The following is a 16,194-nucleotide window of genomic DNA, read 5'->3' as shown; positions in this document are numbered from 1 at the left end:
GGGGTTGACTGGCCTAGGCCAGACATTTTATACCACTTTAAAATCATAAATGACAAGACCTCGACCTGATGTAAAATGTTTGTTTTGTGATGGTTATCAGATGATGCTAAGCAGTTGGTCGAGTCGTGGTTTCATTTGAATAAGAAAACATATAATAAGGAAATTCAATGACATACTATAACGTTGGAAAGATTGTGAATACACAGGGCTTGCAGGGGGAACTTCGTGTTTTGTCTGTAACAGATTTTGCGGATGAGCGTTTTAAGAAGAAGAGTGTCCTAGCCCTTTTTGATGACAAAGACAACTACATCATGGATGTTGAGATTGCGAGTCACCGTAAACATAAAAACTTTGATATCGTTAAGTTTAAGGGGCTTTATCATATCAATGATGTGGAGAAGTATAAGGGCTGCAGCCTCAAGGTTGCTGAGGAAAATTTAACAGACCTTGATGATGGGGAATTTTACTACCATGAAATCATTGGCCTTGATGTTTACGAAGGTGATACTTTGATTGGTCAGGTCAAAGAGATTCTCCAACCGGGCGCTAATGATGTTTGGGTAGTAAAACGTAAAGGTAAGAAAGATTTGCTTTTGCCATACATCCCACCTGTAGTTCTCGATGTTGATGTTGCAGCTGGACGTGTTGAGGTTGAGCTCATGGAAGGATTAGACGATGAAGATTGATATCTTGACCCTATTTCCAGATATGTTTGCTCCCTTAGAGCATTCCATTGTTGGTAAGGCAAAGGATAAGGGCCTTCTAGAAATCAACTATCACAATTTTCGTGAAAATGCGGAGAAGGCTCGTCACGTAGATGATGAACCTTACGGTGGCGGTCAAGGTATGTTGCTACGTGCCCAGCCAATTTTTGATACTTTTGACAAGTTAGACGTCACAAAACCTCGCGTTATTCTCTTAGATCCTGCGGGTCGTACCTTTGATCAGGCCTATGCAGAAGAATTGGCGCAAGAAGAGGAATTGGTCTTTATCTGCGGTCACTATGAGGGTTATGATGAGCGCATCAAAACCTTAGTGACAGATGAGATTTCCTTGGGAGATTTTGTCCTAACTGGGGGAGAGTTGGCTGCAATGACTATTGTAGATGCGACTGTCCGCTTGATTCCTGAAGTTTTAGGTAAGGAAGCTAGTCATAAGGATGATAGTTTCTCATCAGGGCTTTTGGAATTTCCACAGTACACGCGCCCAGCTGAGTTTCGTGGCATGAAGGTGCCAGATGTTCTCTTGTCAGGGCACCACGTCAATATTCGACGTTGGCGTATGGAACAGAGTTTGCGTAAGACCTGGGAGCGTCGACCAGACCTCTTGGAAAACTATGACTTTACGGATGAAGAACGTCAGATTTTAGAAGAGATAAAAGCAGAAGGGAAATAAAATGTCAGAAGAAAAGATTTACGATATTACCATTATCGGTGGTGGGCCAGTAGGACTTTGGGCTGCCTTTTACGCCGGTCTACGTGGTATGACTGTTAATATTATTGAGAGTCTGTCAGAGCTTGGTGGACAACCTGCCGTTCTCTATCCAGAGAAGAAGATCTACGATATTCCAGCCTTTCCGCAAACGACAGGTGCGGAATTGACAGAAAATCTCTGGACTCAACTTAAGCGTTTTGAAGATCGTGTCAGCATTCATTTGAAAGAAGAAGTGCAAACCTTTGAAAAGAAAGAAGGCATCTTCACAATTGCCACTAGTAAGGGCCAACACTTGTCTAAGGCTATCGTCATTGCTTGTGGGAATGGTGCCTTCGCTCCCCGTCCTTTGGGTGTGGACAATGAAGAAGATTATGCGGACAATAACTTGTTCTATAATGTGCATAGCCTTGACCAATTTGCCGGCAAGAAGGTTGTGATTGCTGGTGGTGGGGATTCAGCTGTTGACTGGGCCAATCACTTGGATGGGATTGCTGAGAGCGTGACTTTGATTCACCGTCGTGATGCCTTTCGTGCCCATGAGCATAGTGTAGAACTGCTTCATCAATCGTCAGTTAATGTGATGACGCCTTATGTGCCACTTGAAATTAAGGGTAAAAATGGTCTTGCCCAAAGTTTGACAGTTCAAAAAGTGAAGTCAGACGAGGTTGTGGAATTGCCACTTGATGCCCTTATTGTTAGCTTTGGCTTCTCAACCAACAATAAAAACCTTCGTAACTGGAATGTTGACTTTAAACGCTCTAGCATTACTGTCAATGCCCAGTTTGAAACCTCACAAGAAGGTGTTTATGCTATTGGTGATGCAGCAGAATATGAAGGTAAGATTGACTTGATTGCTGTGGGAATGGGTGAAGCCCCTATCGCTATCAACCAAGCCATCCAATATATTGATCCAGATGGTAAGAATCGTCCGGTTCACTCAACATCACTAATTGAAGAATAATGTCAAAAGAAGATAAGTTCCAAAAGAAGACTTTGTCTTCAATCTAAGGAGAGACTTGTCTCTCTTTTTTCATGTCTAAAAACGTGGTATAATACACCTATGGCTACAACGAAAAAAACGAAAAAAGGGTCGACTTCTAAGAACAGTAAGAAGCGGCTTACAAAAGCAGAATTAGACAGACAGAAGGCGATTAAGCGAATGCTATGGACCTTCTTTTTTGCCTTTGTTTTAATTTTCCCAGTCTTTCGATTGGGTTTCTTTGGGGTTACCCTCTATAATCTCTTTCGAGTATTTGTGGGGAGTATGGCGTACCCTTTAATTTTTGCTATCTATGTTTATCTCTTTGGCTTTAAATGGTTACGTAAACATAGTAACTACGTAACAGGATTTTGGATGATCTTCGCGGGTCTCTTGTTGGAGTTTCACGCCTATCTCTTTAGTCTAGAACGCATGAGTGGTTTGGATATTTTCCCTGGTACCAAGGACTTGCTTTTTGAGGAACTGGTCAGTGTGCAAGTAGCTCGTTTTGCGGGTGGTGGTATGTTGGGTGCTCTCCTATACCAACCGATTTCCTTCCTCTTTTCAAATATCGGTAGCTTCATGATTGGGGTATTGATCATTCTCTTGGGTGCCTTCATTCTTAGCCCTTGGGATGTCTTGGATATCATGGAGTATACTAAGGAAGCTTGGCAGAAAGGGGCTGAGAAGCGTTTGGAACGGACGGCACAACGTCAGGAAAAGAAGGCAGAACGTCAGGCTCAGAAAGAACGTGAGGCGGAAGAACGTGCCGAAGCCGAGCGTCTGGCTGATTTAACTGTTGACGAGGAGACGGGAGAAATCTTAGATGATGCTGCAGAGGAGTTACCACAAGAAACTGAGATTTTTGCACCTGAACCTGAAATCAGTGATTATGCCTCTGAGGACTACTATGATAATCTCCCTCCCGAGGATTATGAGGATTTTCTAGAAGATTATGCACCTTATCCAGAGGATGTGCCAAGCGAGGAGTTTCCCCCATCTATGGTTGTTGAGGGAGATGATGCACCTGTCGAGGTTGATTTCACACCGAAGGAGCTCTTACAGTATAAATTACCTCAGATAGATCTCTTTGCACCTGATAAGCCTAAGAGTCAATCTAAAGAGAAGAACATCGTTCGTAAGAATATACGTATCCTTGAAGATACCTTTAAGAGTTTCAATATTGACGTCAAGGTTGAGCGAGCCGAAATTGGACCATCAGTGACTAAGTACGAGGTCAAGCCTGCTGTTGGGGTTCGTGTTAACCGCATTTCAAATCTAGCTGATGACTTGGCTCTGGCTTTAGCTGCGAAAGATGTCCGTATTGAGGCCCCTATTCCTGGAAAATCTTTGGTTGGTATCGAAGTGCCTAACTCTGAGATTGCGACGGTTTCTTTCCGTGAACTTTGGGAACAGTCCAAGACGGATCCTAATAAACTCTTGGAAGTTCCTCTTGGTAAGGCGGTTGATGGTTCGGCTCGTAGCTTTGACCTGGGACGGATGCCTCACTTGCTAGTGGCTGGATCAACAGGTTCTGGTAAATCGGTGGCGGTTAACGGAATCATCTCTAGTATTCTTATGAAGGCTCGTCCAGATCAGGTTAAGTTCCTCATGGTCGATCCGAAGATGGTTGAACTTTCGGTTTACAATGATATTCCTCATCTCCTTATCCCTGTAGTGACCAACCCACGTAAGGCCGCTAAGGCTCTTCAAAAAGTGGTAGATGAGATGGAAAATCGCTACGAACTCTTTAGTAAGTTTGGCGTGCGTAACATTGCTGGCTACAATGCCAAGGTTGAGGACTGGAATGCCCAGTCGCAAGAGAAACAGATTCCCTTGCCTTTAATTGTGGTTATCGTCGATGAGTTGGCCGACTTGATGATGGTGGCCAGTAAGGAAGTGGAAGATGCCATCATCCGTCTAGGACAAAAGGCACGTGCGGCGGGAATTCACATGATTCTTGCAACTCAACGCCCATCGGTTGATGTTATCTCCGGCTTGATTAAGGCCAATGTGCCTTCTCGTGTGGCCTTTGCGGTGTCTTCGGGAACAGATAGTCGTACCATTTTAGATGAAAATGGGGCAGAAAAGCTACTCGGACGTGGGGATATGCTTTTCAAACCGATTGATGAGAACCACCCTGTTCGTCTACAAGGTTCCTTCATTTCCGATGATGACGTGGAACGTATTGTGTCCTTTATCAAGGATCAGGCTTCAGCTGATTATGATGAGAGTTTTGACCCAGGTGAAGTTTCTGAGAATGATTTTGGTGGAGGTTCGTTTGCCAATGCTGGTAGCTCAGAAGGAGATCCTCTCTTTGAAGAAGCTAAGGCTTTGGTCCTTGAAACACAAAAAGCCAGTGCTTCCATGATTCAGCGCCGTCTGTCAGTTGGTTTCAACCGTGCCACTCGTTTGATGGAAGAATTGGAAGAAGCAGGCGTTATCGGACCGGCTGAAGGTACCAAACCACGTAAGGTTTTGATGACTCAAGAATAATGGACTGGAAAGAGTCTCAAGCCTAGTTCTAAAGGAATTAAAATCAACAAAAGAAATGAGAAAAATGAGTGTTTTGCCATTTATTTTCTCATTCTTTTTTTATGTTCAAAATAGACCAAAAAATTGCAAAATATTCCATAAGAACGCTTACAAAACGAACTTTTTTTGCTATAATAGGAGAAAAAGTGAGTAATAAAAACTAAGGAGTAAAAAATGGACAATTTATTAACCGTTCATTTTCATAGTATGCATGGCGACTATTCCCGATATAGTATGTGGAAGTGGCTAGATGGTTATTGGGGCGAAGAAGCCCATTTTTCACGTGAGGACGATTTTGGCCTTGTTGGTCAGGTTACTTCTCCCTCCAATCGTTTTATTGATTCTGTCAATCTTTTGGTCAAAACGGAAGACTGGTCGAGGCAAACACATGATTATCGTGTCCGACGCTTCCTAGGGGATGCTCCCAATGCTATTTGGATAGTTGAAGGTGATCCAACGGTTTATTATTCTAAACAGGCAGCCTTGACTAGCCATAGTTTCGAAGGTCGCGACCAGCATGCCTTTGATATGGCTCTCCGAAGACAGGAATTTGATCAGAAGTGGGGCTTTCAAGGTTGGTTAGGTCATAAGTATGAAAAAGGGGCTACAGAGTTTCGCCTTTGGTCACCTCTAGCTCGTCGTGTGCAGCTCTTACTTTTTAAGAAGGGCAGTAAAAATCCTAAGGTCATTAAGATGAGTCGAGGAACCAGTGTCAATAAGGATCGTCATGAGATGAATACTCACGGTGTTTGGAGTGCCACTGTCAAAAAGGATTTAGATGGGGTAACCTACCAGTTTCGTGTGTATCATGAGGAAAGCTTCTACCAGGATACAAGAGACCCTTATAGTATCGCTCTTAGCTTAGATAATAAAAAAAGTTTGGTGGTCAATCCTAAGAGACTTGTTCCAAGAGGGTATGAAAAGGTTACCAAGCAAAAAGCGAGCTGGCGTAAGGCAAATGCTTGCTCATCCGTTATCTGTGAAATGCACGTCCGTGACTTCTCAATTTCAGAGACATCTGGTGTTAAGAAGTCCTATAGAGGAACCTATCTAGGTGCTTGTCAGAAAGGGACTAGAAATGCCCAAGGAGATGTGACTGGTTTTGATTACCTCAAACGTATGGGTTACAACTATGTCCAACTGCAACCGGTCTTTGATCACCATAAAACCTACGATAAAGGTGGGAAGCTTCTCTACAACTGGGGGTACGATCCTGAAAATTACAATGTTCCGGATCGTCAGTTTGCTGCTGATCAAAAGAATCCCGTGGCACCAATTTTAGAGCTTAAGAAAATGATTCAGGCCTACCATGAGGCAGGAATAGGGGTTATCATGGATGTGGTTTATAATCATACTTACTCTTCTTACAGCTCTCCCTTCCAACTTTCTGTGCCGGCTTATTACTACCGTATGCATGACAATGGGTCTTTCCAAGACGGATCAGGCTGTGGAAATGAAACAGCCAGTGAAAAGGAAATGTACCGTAAGTATATGATTGATTCTTTGGCCTATTGGGCAGAAGAATTTGGAGTGGATGGTTTCCGTTTTGACCTTATGGGCTTGCATGATGTTGCTACTATGAATGCCATTCGTTCGGCCATGGATGATATTGATCCTAGGATTCTTCTATATGGTGAAGGATGGGATATGGGAATTGGTCTTCCTGTGGATCAAAAGGGCAAGAAGGATAATGCAGCCCTGATGCCTAGAATCGGATTTTTCAATGACAATGCGCGTGACGCCGTTAAAGGGGCAGAAGTCTATGGACATATCAGTAACGGTTATGTGTCTGGAGCCCCATTGGAAGACCAGATTGCCAAGAGTCTGCTTGGTAGCCGTGGTTTTGTAAACTACCTCATGCCGGGTCAGGTTCTCAACTATATTGAAGCTCATGACAATTACAATTTGAATGACCTTATGCATCATTTGCATCCACATGATTCGCCAGAAGATATTGAAAAACGTATCTACTTGGCAAATGCTCTTAATCTAAGTATGCAAGGGATGTGTTTCATGCAGTTGGGACAAGAATTCCAGCGTAGTAAGATGGTTGCAACAGGTGAAGACGGAAACTACACGGAAGCGGATGTTAAGCGTGCCATGAATAGCTACAATGCTCCTGATGCCGTTAATCAGGTGGATTGGAATCAAGTGACCCTTAAGAAAGACTTGGTTGCTAAAGTTGCCAAATTAATTGAGCGTAAGCAAACCGTACCAGAATTGTCATATCGTTCATATGCAGATATTTACGATAATCTCTATGTCGCAAAAGCGGAGTACGATTCAGGTATTGTTGAATTGCACATTTCTGGAAAATTGCGTAAGACTTTTGTGTTCAATAATATGAAAAAAGATTTGGAGATTTACTGACAAGGCAGTCAAAAAATGTTATAATACAGGAAACGCTTACACAAGCAGTTTTATTCGCTTGTGAGCCCTATCAATCTGAAGGGTTTTCTAGTGTATTTACATATATTTCAATGTTTTAATTTCTTGATAGATAGATCTATCAAGGCTAGTTTTAGAAAGGAGTGATGGTATGAATCTCGATGAAGCCATGTACACGTTTGGGACAGGTGAGAACTTCCACCTTCAGAATTATCTGGGTGTGCATGAATTGGAGGGTGAAGAAGGATTTATCTTCCGTGTGTGGGCCCCTCATGCTGAGCAGATTCAGGTAATTGGAGATTTCACAGGTTGGTTTGATGAACCTCTGGATATGACCAAAAACCATATCGGTGTTTGGGAGGTAACTTCAGCCCTCCCTCAAGAAGGACAACTCTATAAGTTCTTGGTGAAACGTAAGGGAGGTCAAGTAGTCGAAAAGATGGATCCTTTCGCTACTTATTTGGAACCACGTCCAGGAACAGGAGCTGTGATTCGTAAGAAGAAAACTAAGAAGTGGAAGGATGGCCTTTGGATGGGTCGTCGTAAACGCTTTGGTTTCCAAAAACGTCCGGTTAATATCTATGAAGCTCATGCATCATCTTGGAAACTAAAAGAGGATGGTCAACCTTATACTTTCAAAGAATTGAAAGAAGAGTTGATTCCATATTTGGTTGAGATGAACTATACCCACGTGGAATTCATGCCACTCATGGCTCACCCTCTTGGGATGAGTTGGGGTTACCAGCTCATGGGTTACTTTGCTTTTGAGCATACCTATGGTACACCAGAAGATTTTCAAGATTTTGTTGAAGCATGTCACCAGAATAATATCGGTGTCTTGGTAGACTGGGTCCCAGGTCACTATACACAGAATGACGATGCTTTAGCCTACTTTGATGGTACACCAACTTTCGAATATCAGGATCACGATCGAGCTCATAACTATCGTTGGGGAGCGTTGAACTTTGACTTAGGAAAAAATCAAGTACAGTCTTTCCTTATTTCAAGTGCTCTTTACTGGATTGAAAATTATCATATCGATGGTATCCGAGTGGATGCAGTTTCAAACATGCTCTATTTGGACTATGATGAGGGTCCATGGATGCCAAACAAGGACGGTGGTAACCGTAACTTGGAAGGCTATGGCTTCCTTCAAAAACTCAATCGTGAGATTAAAAAACGCTATCCAGATGTCATGATGGTTGCGGAAGAATCAACTGCAGCAACACCAATTACACAACCGATTGAAGAGGGTGGTCTAGGTTTCGACTTCAAATGGAATATGGGTTGGATGAACGATATCCTCAAATTCTACGAAGAAGATCCAGTTTACCGTCAGTACGATTTCAATCTGATGACTTTCAGTTTCATGTATTGCTTCAATGAAAACTATGTTCTGCCATTCTCACATGATGAAGTAGTTCATGGTAAGAAGAGTATGATGCATAAGATGTGGGGGGATCGCTACAATCAGTTTGCTGGCCTACGTAACCTCTATACTTATCAACTCTGTCACCCAGGTAAGAAATTGCTCTTCATGGGATCTGAATTTGGTCAGTTCTTAGAGTGGAAATTTGATTACCAACTTGAATGGGATAATCTTGAAGATGAGATGAACCAGAAGATGCAGGCTTTCACTAGCCATATGAATGGTTTCTACAAGGACCATAAATCTCTCTGGCAGATTGATGATTCTTACGATGGTATTGAAATCATTGACGCGGATAACCGTTCTGAAAGTGTGCTTTCCTTCATTCGTAAGGATGACAAAGGCGATAAGGGTGACTTTCTCGTCTGTGTCTTCAACCTAGCTCCAGTGGAACGTCAAGACTTCACTATTGGATTGCCAGTCGCTGGTATTTATCAAGAAGTGCTTAACACTGAGATGGAAGAATTTGGTGGTGTCTGGAAAGAAGGGAATCCTGAAACCCGTACCCAAAAAGCGAAGTGGAAGGATTATGAAAATACCCTTAGCTTCACATTGCCAGCTCTTGGAGCAAGTATCTGGCGTGTTAAACGTCGCTTGAAATAAAGGGTAGACTTAAACGTGTACACGATTTGTTTTTCAGAGGTGATAGCAAGGAAGTTACGGTTGAAAGAAGCTGTTTGATGCCCAAACTATTGCCACACTGAGGAACTTACTTTAATTGTCATAATCAGTTTCGACTGATTGTCTCACATCCTTTTGAGGATGGAACTAAAAATCATGAGGGGGACTATTCATGAAAAATGAAATGTTGGCTTTGATCCTTGCTGGTGGGCAAGGAACTCGTCTTGGAAAATTGACCCAAAGTATTGCCAAACCAGCTGTTCAGTTTGGTGGACGCTACCGTATCATTGACTTTGGTTTGTCAAACTGTGCCAATTCAGGAATTAACAATGTAGGTGTCATTACACAGTATCAACCACTTGCTTTGAACAATCATATCGGTAATGGTTCAAGTTGGGGATTGGATGGTGTTAACTCTGGTGTATCAATTCTTCAACCTTACTCAGCTAGCGAAGGTAATCGTTGGTTTGAAGGTACCAGCCACGCTATTTATCAAAACATTGAGTATATCGATAGCATCAATCCTGAATATGTTTTGATTTTGTCTGGTGACCATATTTACAAGATGGACTATGATGATATGCTCCAATCTCACAAAGATAACAACGCAAGTCTTACTGTCGCCGTTCTTGATGTGCCACTTAAAGAAGCTAGCCGTTTCGGTATCATGAACACTGATGCTAATAACCGTATTGTTGAGTTCGAAGAAAAACCTGAAAACCCTAAATCTACGAAAGCATCAATGGGTATTTACATCTTTGATTGGAAACGTCTTCGCAATATGTTAGTATCAGCTGAAAAGAGTTCAGTTGATATGTCAGACTTTGGTAAGAACGTTATCCCAGCTTATCTTGAAACAGGTGAAAGCGTCTTTGCTTATGAATTTGAAGGCTATTGGAAAGACGTAGGTACTATCGAATCCCTTTGGGAAGCAAATATGGAGTACATTTCTCCTGAAAATGCCTTGGATAGTCGTAACCGTCAATGGAAAATTTACTCACGTAACGTGATTGCTCCACCAAACTTCTTTGGTGAGAATGCTCATGTTGAAGATTCACTCGTTGTTGATGGATGTTTGGTTGATGGAACTGTTAAACATTCTGTGCTTTCAACAAGTGCACAAATTCGTGAAGGGGCAGTCGTTGAAGATTCAGTGATTATGAGTGGTGCAATTATTGGTAAAGGTGCAAAAATTAAACGAGCTATTATCGGTGAAGGTGCACACATTTCCGATGGTGTGGAAATTGACGGTACAGAAGAAGTGCAAGTCGTAGGATACAATGAAGTAGTGGGGGTACCAAAAGATGAAGATTGATAAATATTCTGCAATTCTAGGAAATACCGTAGGATTCCATGACATGGGTGGTTTGACTGAGCACCGTCCTATTGCCAGCCTACCATTTGGCGGAAAATATCGCCTCATCGACTTCCCGTTGTCTAACTTGGCTAATGCTGGTATCCGTAGCGTCTTCGGAATCTTCCAAAACGAAAACATCAGTTCTGTCTTCGACCATATTCGTTCAGGTCGTGAGTGGGGCTTGTCTACTCTTCTCAGTCACTACTACCTTGGTATTTACAATACTCCTGTTGAAAGCTCAACTGTTGATGAGGAATACTATCGTCAAATTTTGACTTACCTTAAACGTTCAGGCTCAGATCAGACTGTAGCTCTTAACAGTGATGTTTTGGTCAACATTGATCTTAACCAAGTTTTCCACCTTCACAATACAACAAAACCAAAAGTTACTGTGGTCTACAAAAAACTTCCTAAAGAACTCATTTCAGATGTAAACAGCGTTTTAGAAATTGATGACTCTGACAAAGTGCTTGGTCATGAGCTCTTCCAGAGTGGCGATAAAGAAGTTTACAATATGTCTACAGACATCTTTGTTGTGGATACACCATTCTTGATTGAAAAATTGGAAGAAGAAGCAGCTAAAGAAGAACCTCGTAAGCTTCGTTATGTACTTCGTGATTTGGCAGTTGCTGAAAATGCTTTTGCTTACGAGTACACTGGTTACCTTTCAAATATCCACTCAGTAAAAGCGTACTTTGATGCTAACTTGGATATGCTGGAATCACAAAAATTCTATAAACTTTTTGCACCAAACCAAAAAGTTTATACAAAAGTTAAAAATGAAGAGCCAACATACTATGCAGACTCTTCTGAAGTTAAGCTTTCACAATTTGCATCTGGTTCGATTGTTCGAGGTAAAGTTGAGAACTCAATGATTTCACGTAATGTTGACTTTTCTGAAGGTTCTAGTGTTAGCCATTCAATTATCTTCCCACGTGTTAAAGTTGCTAAAGGCGCAACAGTTGAATATGCTATTGTGGATAAAGGTGTTGAAATCGCTGAAGGTGTTACGGTTCGCGGTACAGAAAACAACCCAGTTGTCATCAAAAAAGGTAGCGTTGTAACAGAGGATATTGTACGATGAAAATTTTATTTGTAGCAGCAGAGGGTGCACCTTTCGCTAAAACTGGCGGTTTGGGTGACGTTATCGGTGCTCTTCCTAAATCTCTAGTCAAAAATGGTCACGAAGTTGCCGTAATTCTCCCATATTATGATGTGGTTTCGGCTAAATTTGGCGATCAGGTTGAAGACATTGGCTTCTTCTATACAAATGTTGGTTGGCGTCGTCAATATGTCGGCATCAAGAAAATTGTCCGTGATGGTGTGACCTTCTTCTTCATTGATAATGAGCAGTATTTCAACCGCGGTACGGTATACGGTGAGTGGGATGATGGTGAGCGTTTTGGCTTCTTCCAAATGGCTGCCCTTGAGTTGATGGAAAAAGTGGACTTTATTCCAGATATTCTCCATGTTCATGACTACCACACAGCCATGATTCCATTCCTTCTTAAGGAAAAATACCATTGGATTCAAGCTTACCAAGGTATTAGAACAGTCTTCACTATCCATAATATTGAGTTCCAAGGTCAATTTGACAGTGGTATGCTTTGGGAAATCTTCGGTGTTGGTTACGAGCGTTATGCAGACGGTACTCTCCGTTGGAATGACTGCCTCAACTGGATGAAAGCAGCCGTTCTTTACGCAGACCGTGTAACAACAGTATCACCATCATATGCTGGTGAAATTCAAACACCTGAATTTGGTAAAGGCCTTGATCAAATCATGCGCATGGAATCTGGTAAGTTGTCTGGTATTGTTAATGGTATCGATACGGACCTCCTTGATCCAGAAACAGATGCTCACATTCCTTATCACTTCTCAGTGGATGATTTGTCAGGTAAAGCCAAAGACAAGGCAGCTCTTCAAGAACGTGTTGGTCTCCCAGTTCGTGAAGACGTTCCATTGATTGGTATTGTGTCACGTTTGACTGACCAAAAAGGTTTCGATTTGGTTGTCAACGAACTTCACAACATCTTGCAACATGATGTTCAGATTGTTCTTTTGGGTACTGGTTACAGCGACTATGAGAATTCTTTCTCTTGGTTCGGTCACGCTTACCCAGAAAAAATGTCTGCCAACATTACTTTCAACCTAGAGTTGGCTCAACAAATTTATGCTGGTTGTGACATTTTCCTTATGCCTTCAGCCTTTGAACCATGTGGCCTCTCTCAAATGATGTCTATGCGCTATGGTACCTTGCCAGTGGTTAGCGAGGTTGGTGGTCTTCGTGATACTGTTGAACCATACAACCCTGTGACAGGCTCAGGCACAGGATTCTCATTTGGTAACTTCTCAGGTTACTGGATGGTTCAAACCCTTGAAAAAGCTCTCGATGTTTACGAAAACAATGCTGATGCTTGGAAACAACTCCAGCACAATGCTATGACACGTGACTTCTCATGGGATACAGCAAGTTTGGCATATGTTGATTTGTACAAACAATTAGTATAATTGCAAAGATAACTTTTCTCGCAAGGGAAAAGTTATCTTCGTGTAAAGCGTTTGAAAACGCTTCTATATAATCTTGACAAAAGTCAGGATAGCATCTCTCAATCTTGCTGATAAAGCAATGAAAGAGAAGATATCTAAAAATCTGAATAGAAGACTAACTCTAATCGTGTTTAATAGACCTGACTGTTTTGATAGTTTTGTAAATAAAGATTTTGAAATATCTGTTTCGAATCTTGATTGGCAAGGTTTGGAAGTTTGAGGAAAATTTCCAATTCCCTCTTATCTGAATAGATCCCTCTGTAAGAAGTGTATTGAAGATAAGGAAGTAGTAAGAAAGGATTTCTATGCAACTCGAAAATTTAACAAAAGAACAATTCATCCGTGACTTTAAAGACACGCTCCACCAAGAACAGTTGATTAAAGTGGCTAAGGCTACACCAACTGAAATTTTCACGGCCCTGGCTGGTTTGATCCGTAAGTATTACACTAACACATGGATTGAACGTAACCATGCGCTTTCAGACAATCAAGAAAAGATTGCTTACTACTTCTCGATTGAATTCCTTCCAGGTCGTATGTTGGAAACTAACCTCCTCAACCTTGGTATTCTTGACCTTGTTAAAGAAGGTTTCGCAGAACTTGATATCGATTTCCGCGAAGTGGTAGAAGCTGAGCATGATATGGCACTTGGTAACGGTGGTCTTGGTCGTTTGGCTGCTGCCTTCATGGATTCGCTTGCAACTACTGGTTATCCAGGTTTTGGTAATGGTCTTCGTTACCGTTATGGACTGTTCAAACAACGTATTGTTGATGGTTATCAAGTTGAATTGCCAGATGGATGGTTTGGTTCAACAGGAAATGTTTGGGAAACACGTAAAGACCATGATATTGTCTATGTAAAACTCTTTGGTGATGTTGTCCTTGAAAGTGACGAAGATGGTCGTTTTGTTCCAACTTATAAGAATGCTCAAGTTCTTCGTGCTGTGCCTTACGATGTGCCACAAATCGGTTATCAAAATGGTGTGATTAATAACCTTCGTCTCTGGGATGTTGAAATTCCTGAAGAGTATGAATTGGACTACCCAACTTTGGAAGCTCGCCGTCGTGTGAAAGATATTACAGCCATTCTTTATCCAGATGATACAACGATTGAAGGTAAAGAATTGCGTTTGGTTCAAGAGTACTTTATGACAAGCGCAGGTCTTCAAACAATCATTAAGTCTTACCTTAAGATGGGCTTGCCATTGAAAGATATCCACGAAAAGGTATCTGTTCACATCAATGATACTCACCCTGCGGTTGCACCAGCTGAATTCATGCGTCTCCTCCTTGATGAATACGGTCTTTCATGGGAAGATGCTTGGAATGCGACTGTTAAGACAATGAGCTACACTAACCACACAATCCTTCAAGAAGCTCTTGAAAAATGGGATCAACAGCTCTTCAAACGTGTTCTTCCACGTGTTTACCAAATCATCTTGGAAATCGATAACCGTTATGTAGCTGAAATGGCTGGACGTGGTGTTGCTGCAGATGTTATCGAACGCACTCGTATCGTTAAGGATAACCAAGTGCATATGGCTAACTTGGCGATTATTGGTGGTCACTCAGTCAACGGGGTTGCCAAACTTCACACAGAACTTCTTAAAGAAGATACGCTTCACGACTTCTATACTATTTATCCTGAAAAATTCAATAACAAGACAAATGGTATTGTTCAACGTCGTTGGACACAAATTGCAGCTCCTGAACTTTCAGCAGCAATTGATGACGTGATTGGTGATGGATGGCGTAAAGACATCCATGAGCTTGAAAATCTTACAACCTACTTGGATGACAAGAAAGTCTTGAACCAGTTCTATCAAGTTAAGAAAACTGCTAAACAACGTTTGGCAGACTACATCAAGGAAACAACAGGCGTAGAAGTGTCTACTGATGCTATCTTTGATGTTCAAGTGAAACGTCTTCACGCTTACAAACGTCAATTGCTTAACCTTCTTCATATCATCAAACTTTATTGGGATCTTAAAGATAACCCAGATAAAGACATGGTACCACGTGTATTCATCTTTGGTGCCAAAGCTGCGCCTGGTTATCACTTCGCTAAATCTGTTATCAAACTCATCAACGAAGTTGCCAACCTTGTTAACAATGATGAAAGCCTTCAAGGTAAACTTAAAGTTGTCTTCCTAGAAAACTACCGTGTCAGTCTTGCGGAACTCATCATTCCAGCAGCTGATGTCTCTGAGCAAATCTCATTGGCTTCTAAAGAAGCATCTGGTACGTCAAACATGAAATTCATGATGACTGGTGCTATCACCTTGGCAACACTTGACGGTGCCAACATTGAAATCAAGGATGAAGTTGGAGATGAGAATGTTGTCATCTTCGGTATGGACAAGGACGAAGTTTATGAACACTATGCACGTCACGATTACTACTCTCGTGCAGTTTATGAAAATAATCCTGTCATTCGTCGTGTTGTTGATACTTTTGTCAACGGTACGATTCCAGATGCTCAAGCTGAAGGTACTGAAATCTATGAAGCCCTCATCACCCACAACGATGAATACTTCCTCTTGGAAGACTTCGAAGCTTATGTAGAAGCTCAAGAGAAAATCGATGCGCTTTATCGTGATCATGACAAGTGGGCACGCATGAGCTTGGCAAATATTGCTAAATCTCATAAGTTCACTTCAGATGATACGATTACAGAGTATGCTAAAGAAATTTGGGAATTGAAAAAATAGGCGATAGCTTATGAATCACAAAAAGACAAAGGCTAGAAATGGTCGTTGTCTTTTTATTTTTTTAGAAGAGGGGTGTCATAGACAGCCAAAAAGCATTTATAAATGGCAGGGTAGTTTATCTGCAGATCTATCTTAGCCCTTGAAACTTGCACTTGCTTATCAAGGTGTTATAATGACCTATAGGTATAAG

Annotated in this window: 10 protein-coding genes; all 10 read left to right on the top strand. The window is 41.7% G+C overall.

Annotation, left to right across the window (positions count from 1 at the left end; all coding sequences use genetic code 11):
• Window positions 1-167: 167 nt before the first annotated feature.
• The 10 genes from rimM to H7U01_RS07830 all read left to right on the top strand — a co-directional run bounded on the left by rimM (window position 168) and on the right by H7U01_RS07830 (window position 16,004).
• Window positions 168-686: a ribosome maturation factor RimM gene (gene rimM, locus H7U01_RS07875; protein WP_107373250.1), complete on the top strand. Its 519-nt coding sequence runs from the start codon at window positions 168-170 to the stop codon at window positions 684-686.
• Complete coding sequence (gene trmD, locus H7U01_RS07870; RefSeq protein ID WP_060972852.1) at window positions 676-1,395, top strand: tRNA (guanosine(37)-N1)-methyltransferase TrmD; 720 nt, start codon at window positions 676-678, stop codon at window positions 1,393-1,395. The genes rimM and trmD overlap by 11 nt, the downstream gene beginning before the upstream one ends.
• A gap of 1 nt (window position 1,396) precedes the next feature.
• Window positions 1,397-2,395: an NAD(P)/FAD-dependent oxidoreductase gene (locus H7U01_RS07865; RefSeq protein ID WP_201041405.1), complete on the top strand. Its 999-nt coding sequence runs from the start codon at window positions 1,397-1,399 to the stop codon at window positions 2,393-2,395.
• A 99-nt stretch (window positions 2,396-2,494) separates the two neighbouring features.
• On the top strand, window positions 2,495-4,909 hold the full coding sequence (locus H7U01_RS07860) for a DNA translocase FtsK (RefSeq protein ID WP_201041404.1): 2,415 nt from the start codon (window positions 2,495-2,497) through the stop codon (window positions 4,907-4,909).
• Window positions 4,910-5,122: 213 nt separating this feature from the next.
• A complete protein-coding gene (pulA, locus tag H7U01_RS07855; protein ID WP_201041403.1) occupies window positions 5,123-7,318 on the top strand; it encodes a type I pullulanase in 2,196 nt (731 codons plus the stop codon).
• Between the two features lie 169 nt (window positions 7,319-7,487).
• Window positions 7,488-9,368, top strand: coding sequence for a 1,4-alpha-glucan branching protein GlgB (gene glgB, locus H7U01_RS07850; protein WP_201041402.1), 1,881 nt, complete (start codon window positions 7,488-7,490; stop codon window positions 9,366-9,368).
• A gap of 190 nt (window positions 9,369-9,558) precedes the next feature.
• The gene (locus tag H7U01_RS07845; protein WP_060971508.1) at window positions 9,559-10,701 is read left to right on the top strand and encodes a glucose-1-phosphate adenylyltransferase; all 1,143 of its coding nucleotides are present in this window, start codon (window positions 9,559-9,561) and stop codon (window positions 10,699-10,701) included.
• On the top strand, window positions 10,691-11,827 hold the full coding sequence (gene glgD, locus H7U01_RS07840; RefSeq protein WP_201041401.1) for a glucose-1-phosphate adenylyltransferase subunit GlgD: 1,137 nt from the start codon (window positions 10,691-10,693) through the stop codon (window positions 11,825-11,827). Before H7U01_RS07845 ends, glgD begins: the two co-directional genes overlap by 11 nt.
• The gene (glgA, locus tag H7U01_RS07835; RefSeq protein WP_201041400.1) at window positions 11,824-13,254 is read left to right on the top strand and encodes a glycogen synthase GlgA; all 1,431 of its coding nucleotides are present in this window, start codon (window positions 11,824-11,826) and stop codon (window positions 13,252-13,254) included. The genes glgD and glgA overlap by 4 nt, the downstream gene beginning before the upstream one ends.
• A 344-nt stretch (window positions 13,255-13,598) precedes the next feature.
• Entirely contained in the window at window positions 13,599-16,004 is a 2,406-nt protein-coding gene (locus H7U01_RS07830) for a glycogen/starch/alpha-glucan phosphorylase (RefSeq protein WP_201041399.1), read from the top strand.
• Window positions 16,005-16,194: the final 190 nt, after the last annotated feature.

It is taken from the genome of Streptococcus sp. 21.1, from assembly GCF_016648635.1.
Taxonomy (GTDB): Bacteria; Bacillota; Bacilli; order Lactobacillales; family Streptococcaceae; genus Streptococcus.
The sequence above is the reverse complement of the archived record's forward strand: the minus strand, read 5'-3'. Positions and strand labels throughout refer to the sequence as shown.

Excerpts from the sequence above, each read along its gene's own strand:
- rimM (WP_107373250.1), top strand. The coding sequence starts at position 168 with ATGACATACTATAACGTTGGAAAGATTGTGAATACACAGGGCTTGCAG.
- trmD (WP_060972852.1), top strand. The coding sequence starts at position 676 with ATGAAGATTGATATCTTGACCCTATTTCCAGATATGTTTGCTCCCTTA.
- H7U01_RS07865 (WP_201041405.1), top strand. The coding sequence starts at position 1,397 with ATGTCAGAAGAAAAGATTTACGATATTACCATTATCGGTGGTGGGCCA.
- H7U01_RS07860 (WP_201041404.1), top strand. The coding sequence starts at position 2,495 with ATGGCTACAACGAAAAAAACGAAAAAAGGGTCGACTTCTAAGAACAGT.
- pulA (WP_201041403.1), top strand. The coding sequence starts at position 5,123 with ATGGACAATTTATTAACCGTTCATTTTCATAGTATGCATGGCGACTAT.
- glgB (WP_201041402.1), top strand. The coding sequence starts at position 7,488 with ATGAATCTCGATGAAGCCATGTACACGTTTGGGACAGGTGAGAACTTC.
- H7U01_RS07845 (WP_060971508.1), top strand. The coding sequence starts at position 9,559 with ATGAAAAATGAAATGTTGGCTTTGATCCTTGCTGGTGGGCAAGGAACT.
- glgD (WP_201041401.1), top strand. The coding sequence starts at position 10,691 with ATGAAGATTGATAAATATTCTGCAATTCTAGGAAATACCGTAGGATTC.
- glgA (WP_201041400.1), top strand. The coding sequence starts at position 11,824 with ATGAAAATTTTATTTGTAGCAGCAGAGGGTGCACCTTTCGCTAAAACT.
- H7U01_RS07830 (WP_201041399.1), top strand. The coding sequence starts at position 13,599 with ATGCAACTCGAAAATTTAACAAAAGAACAATTCATCCGTGACTTTAAA.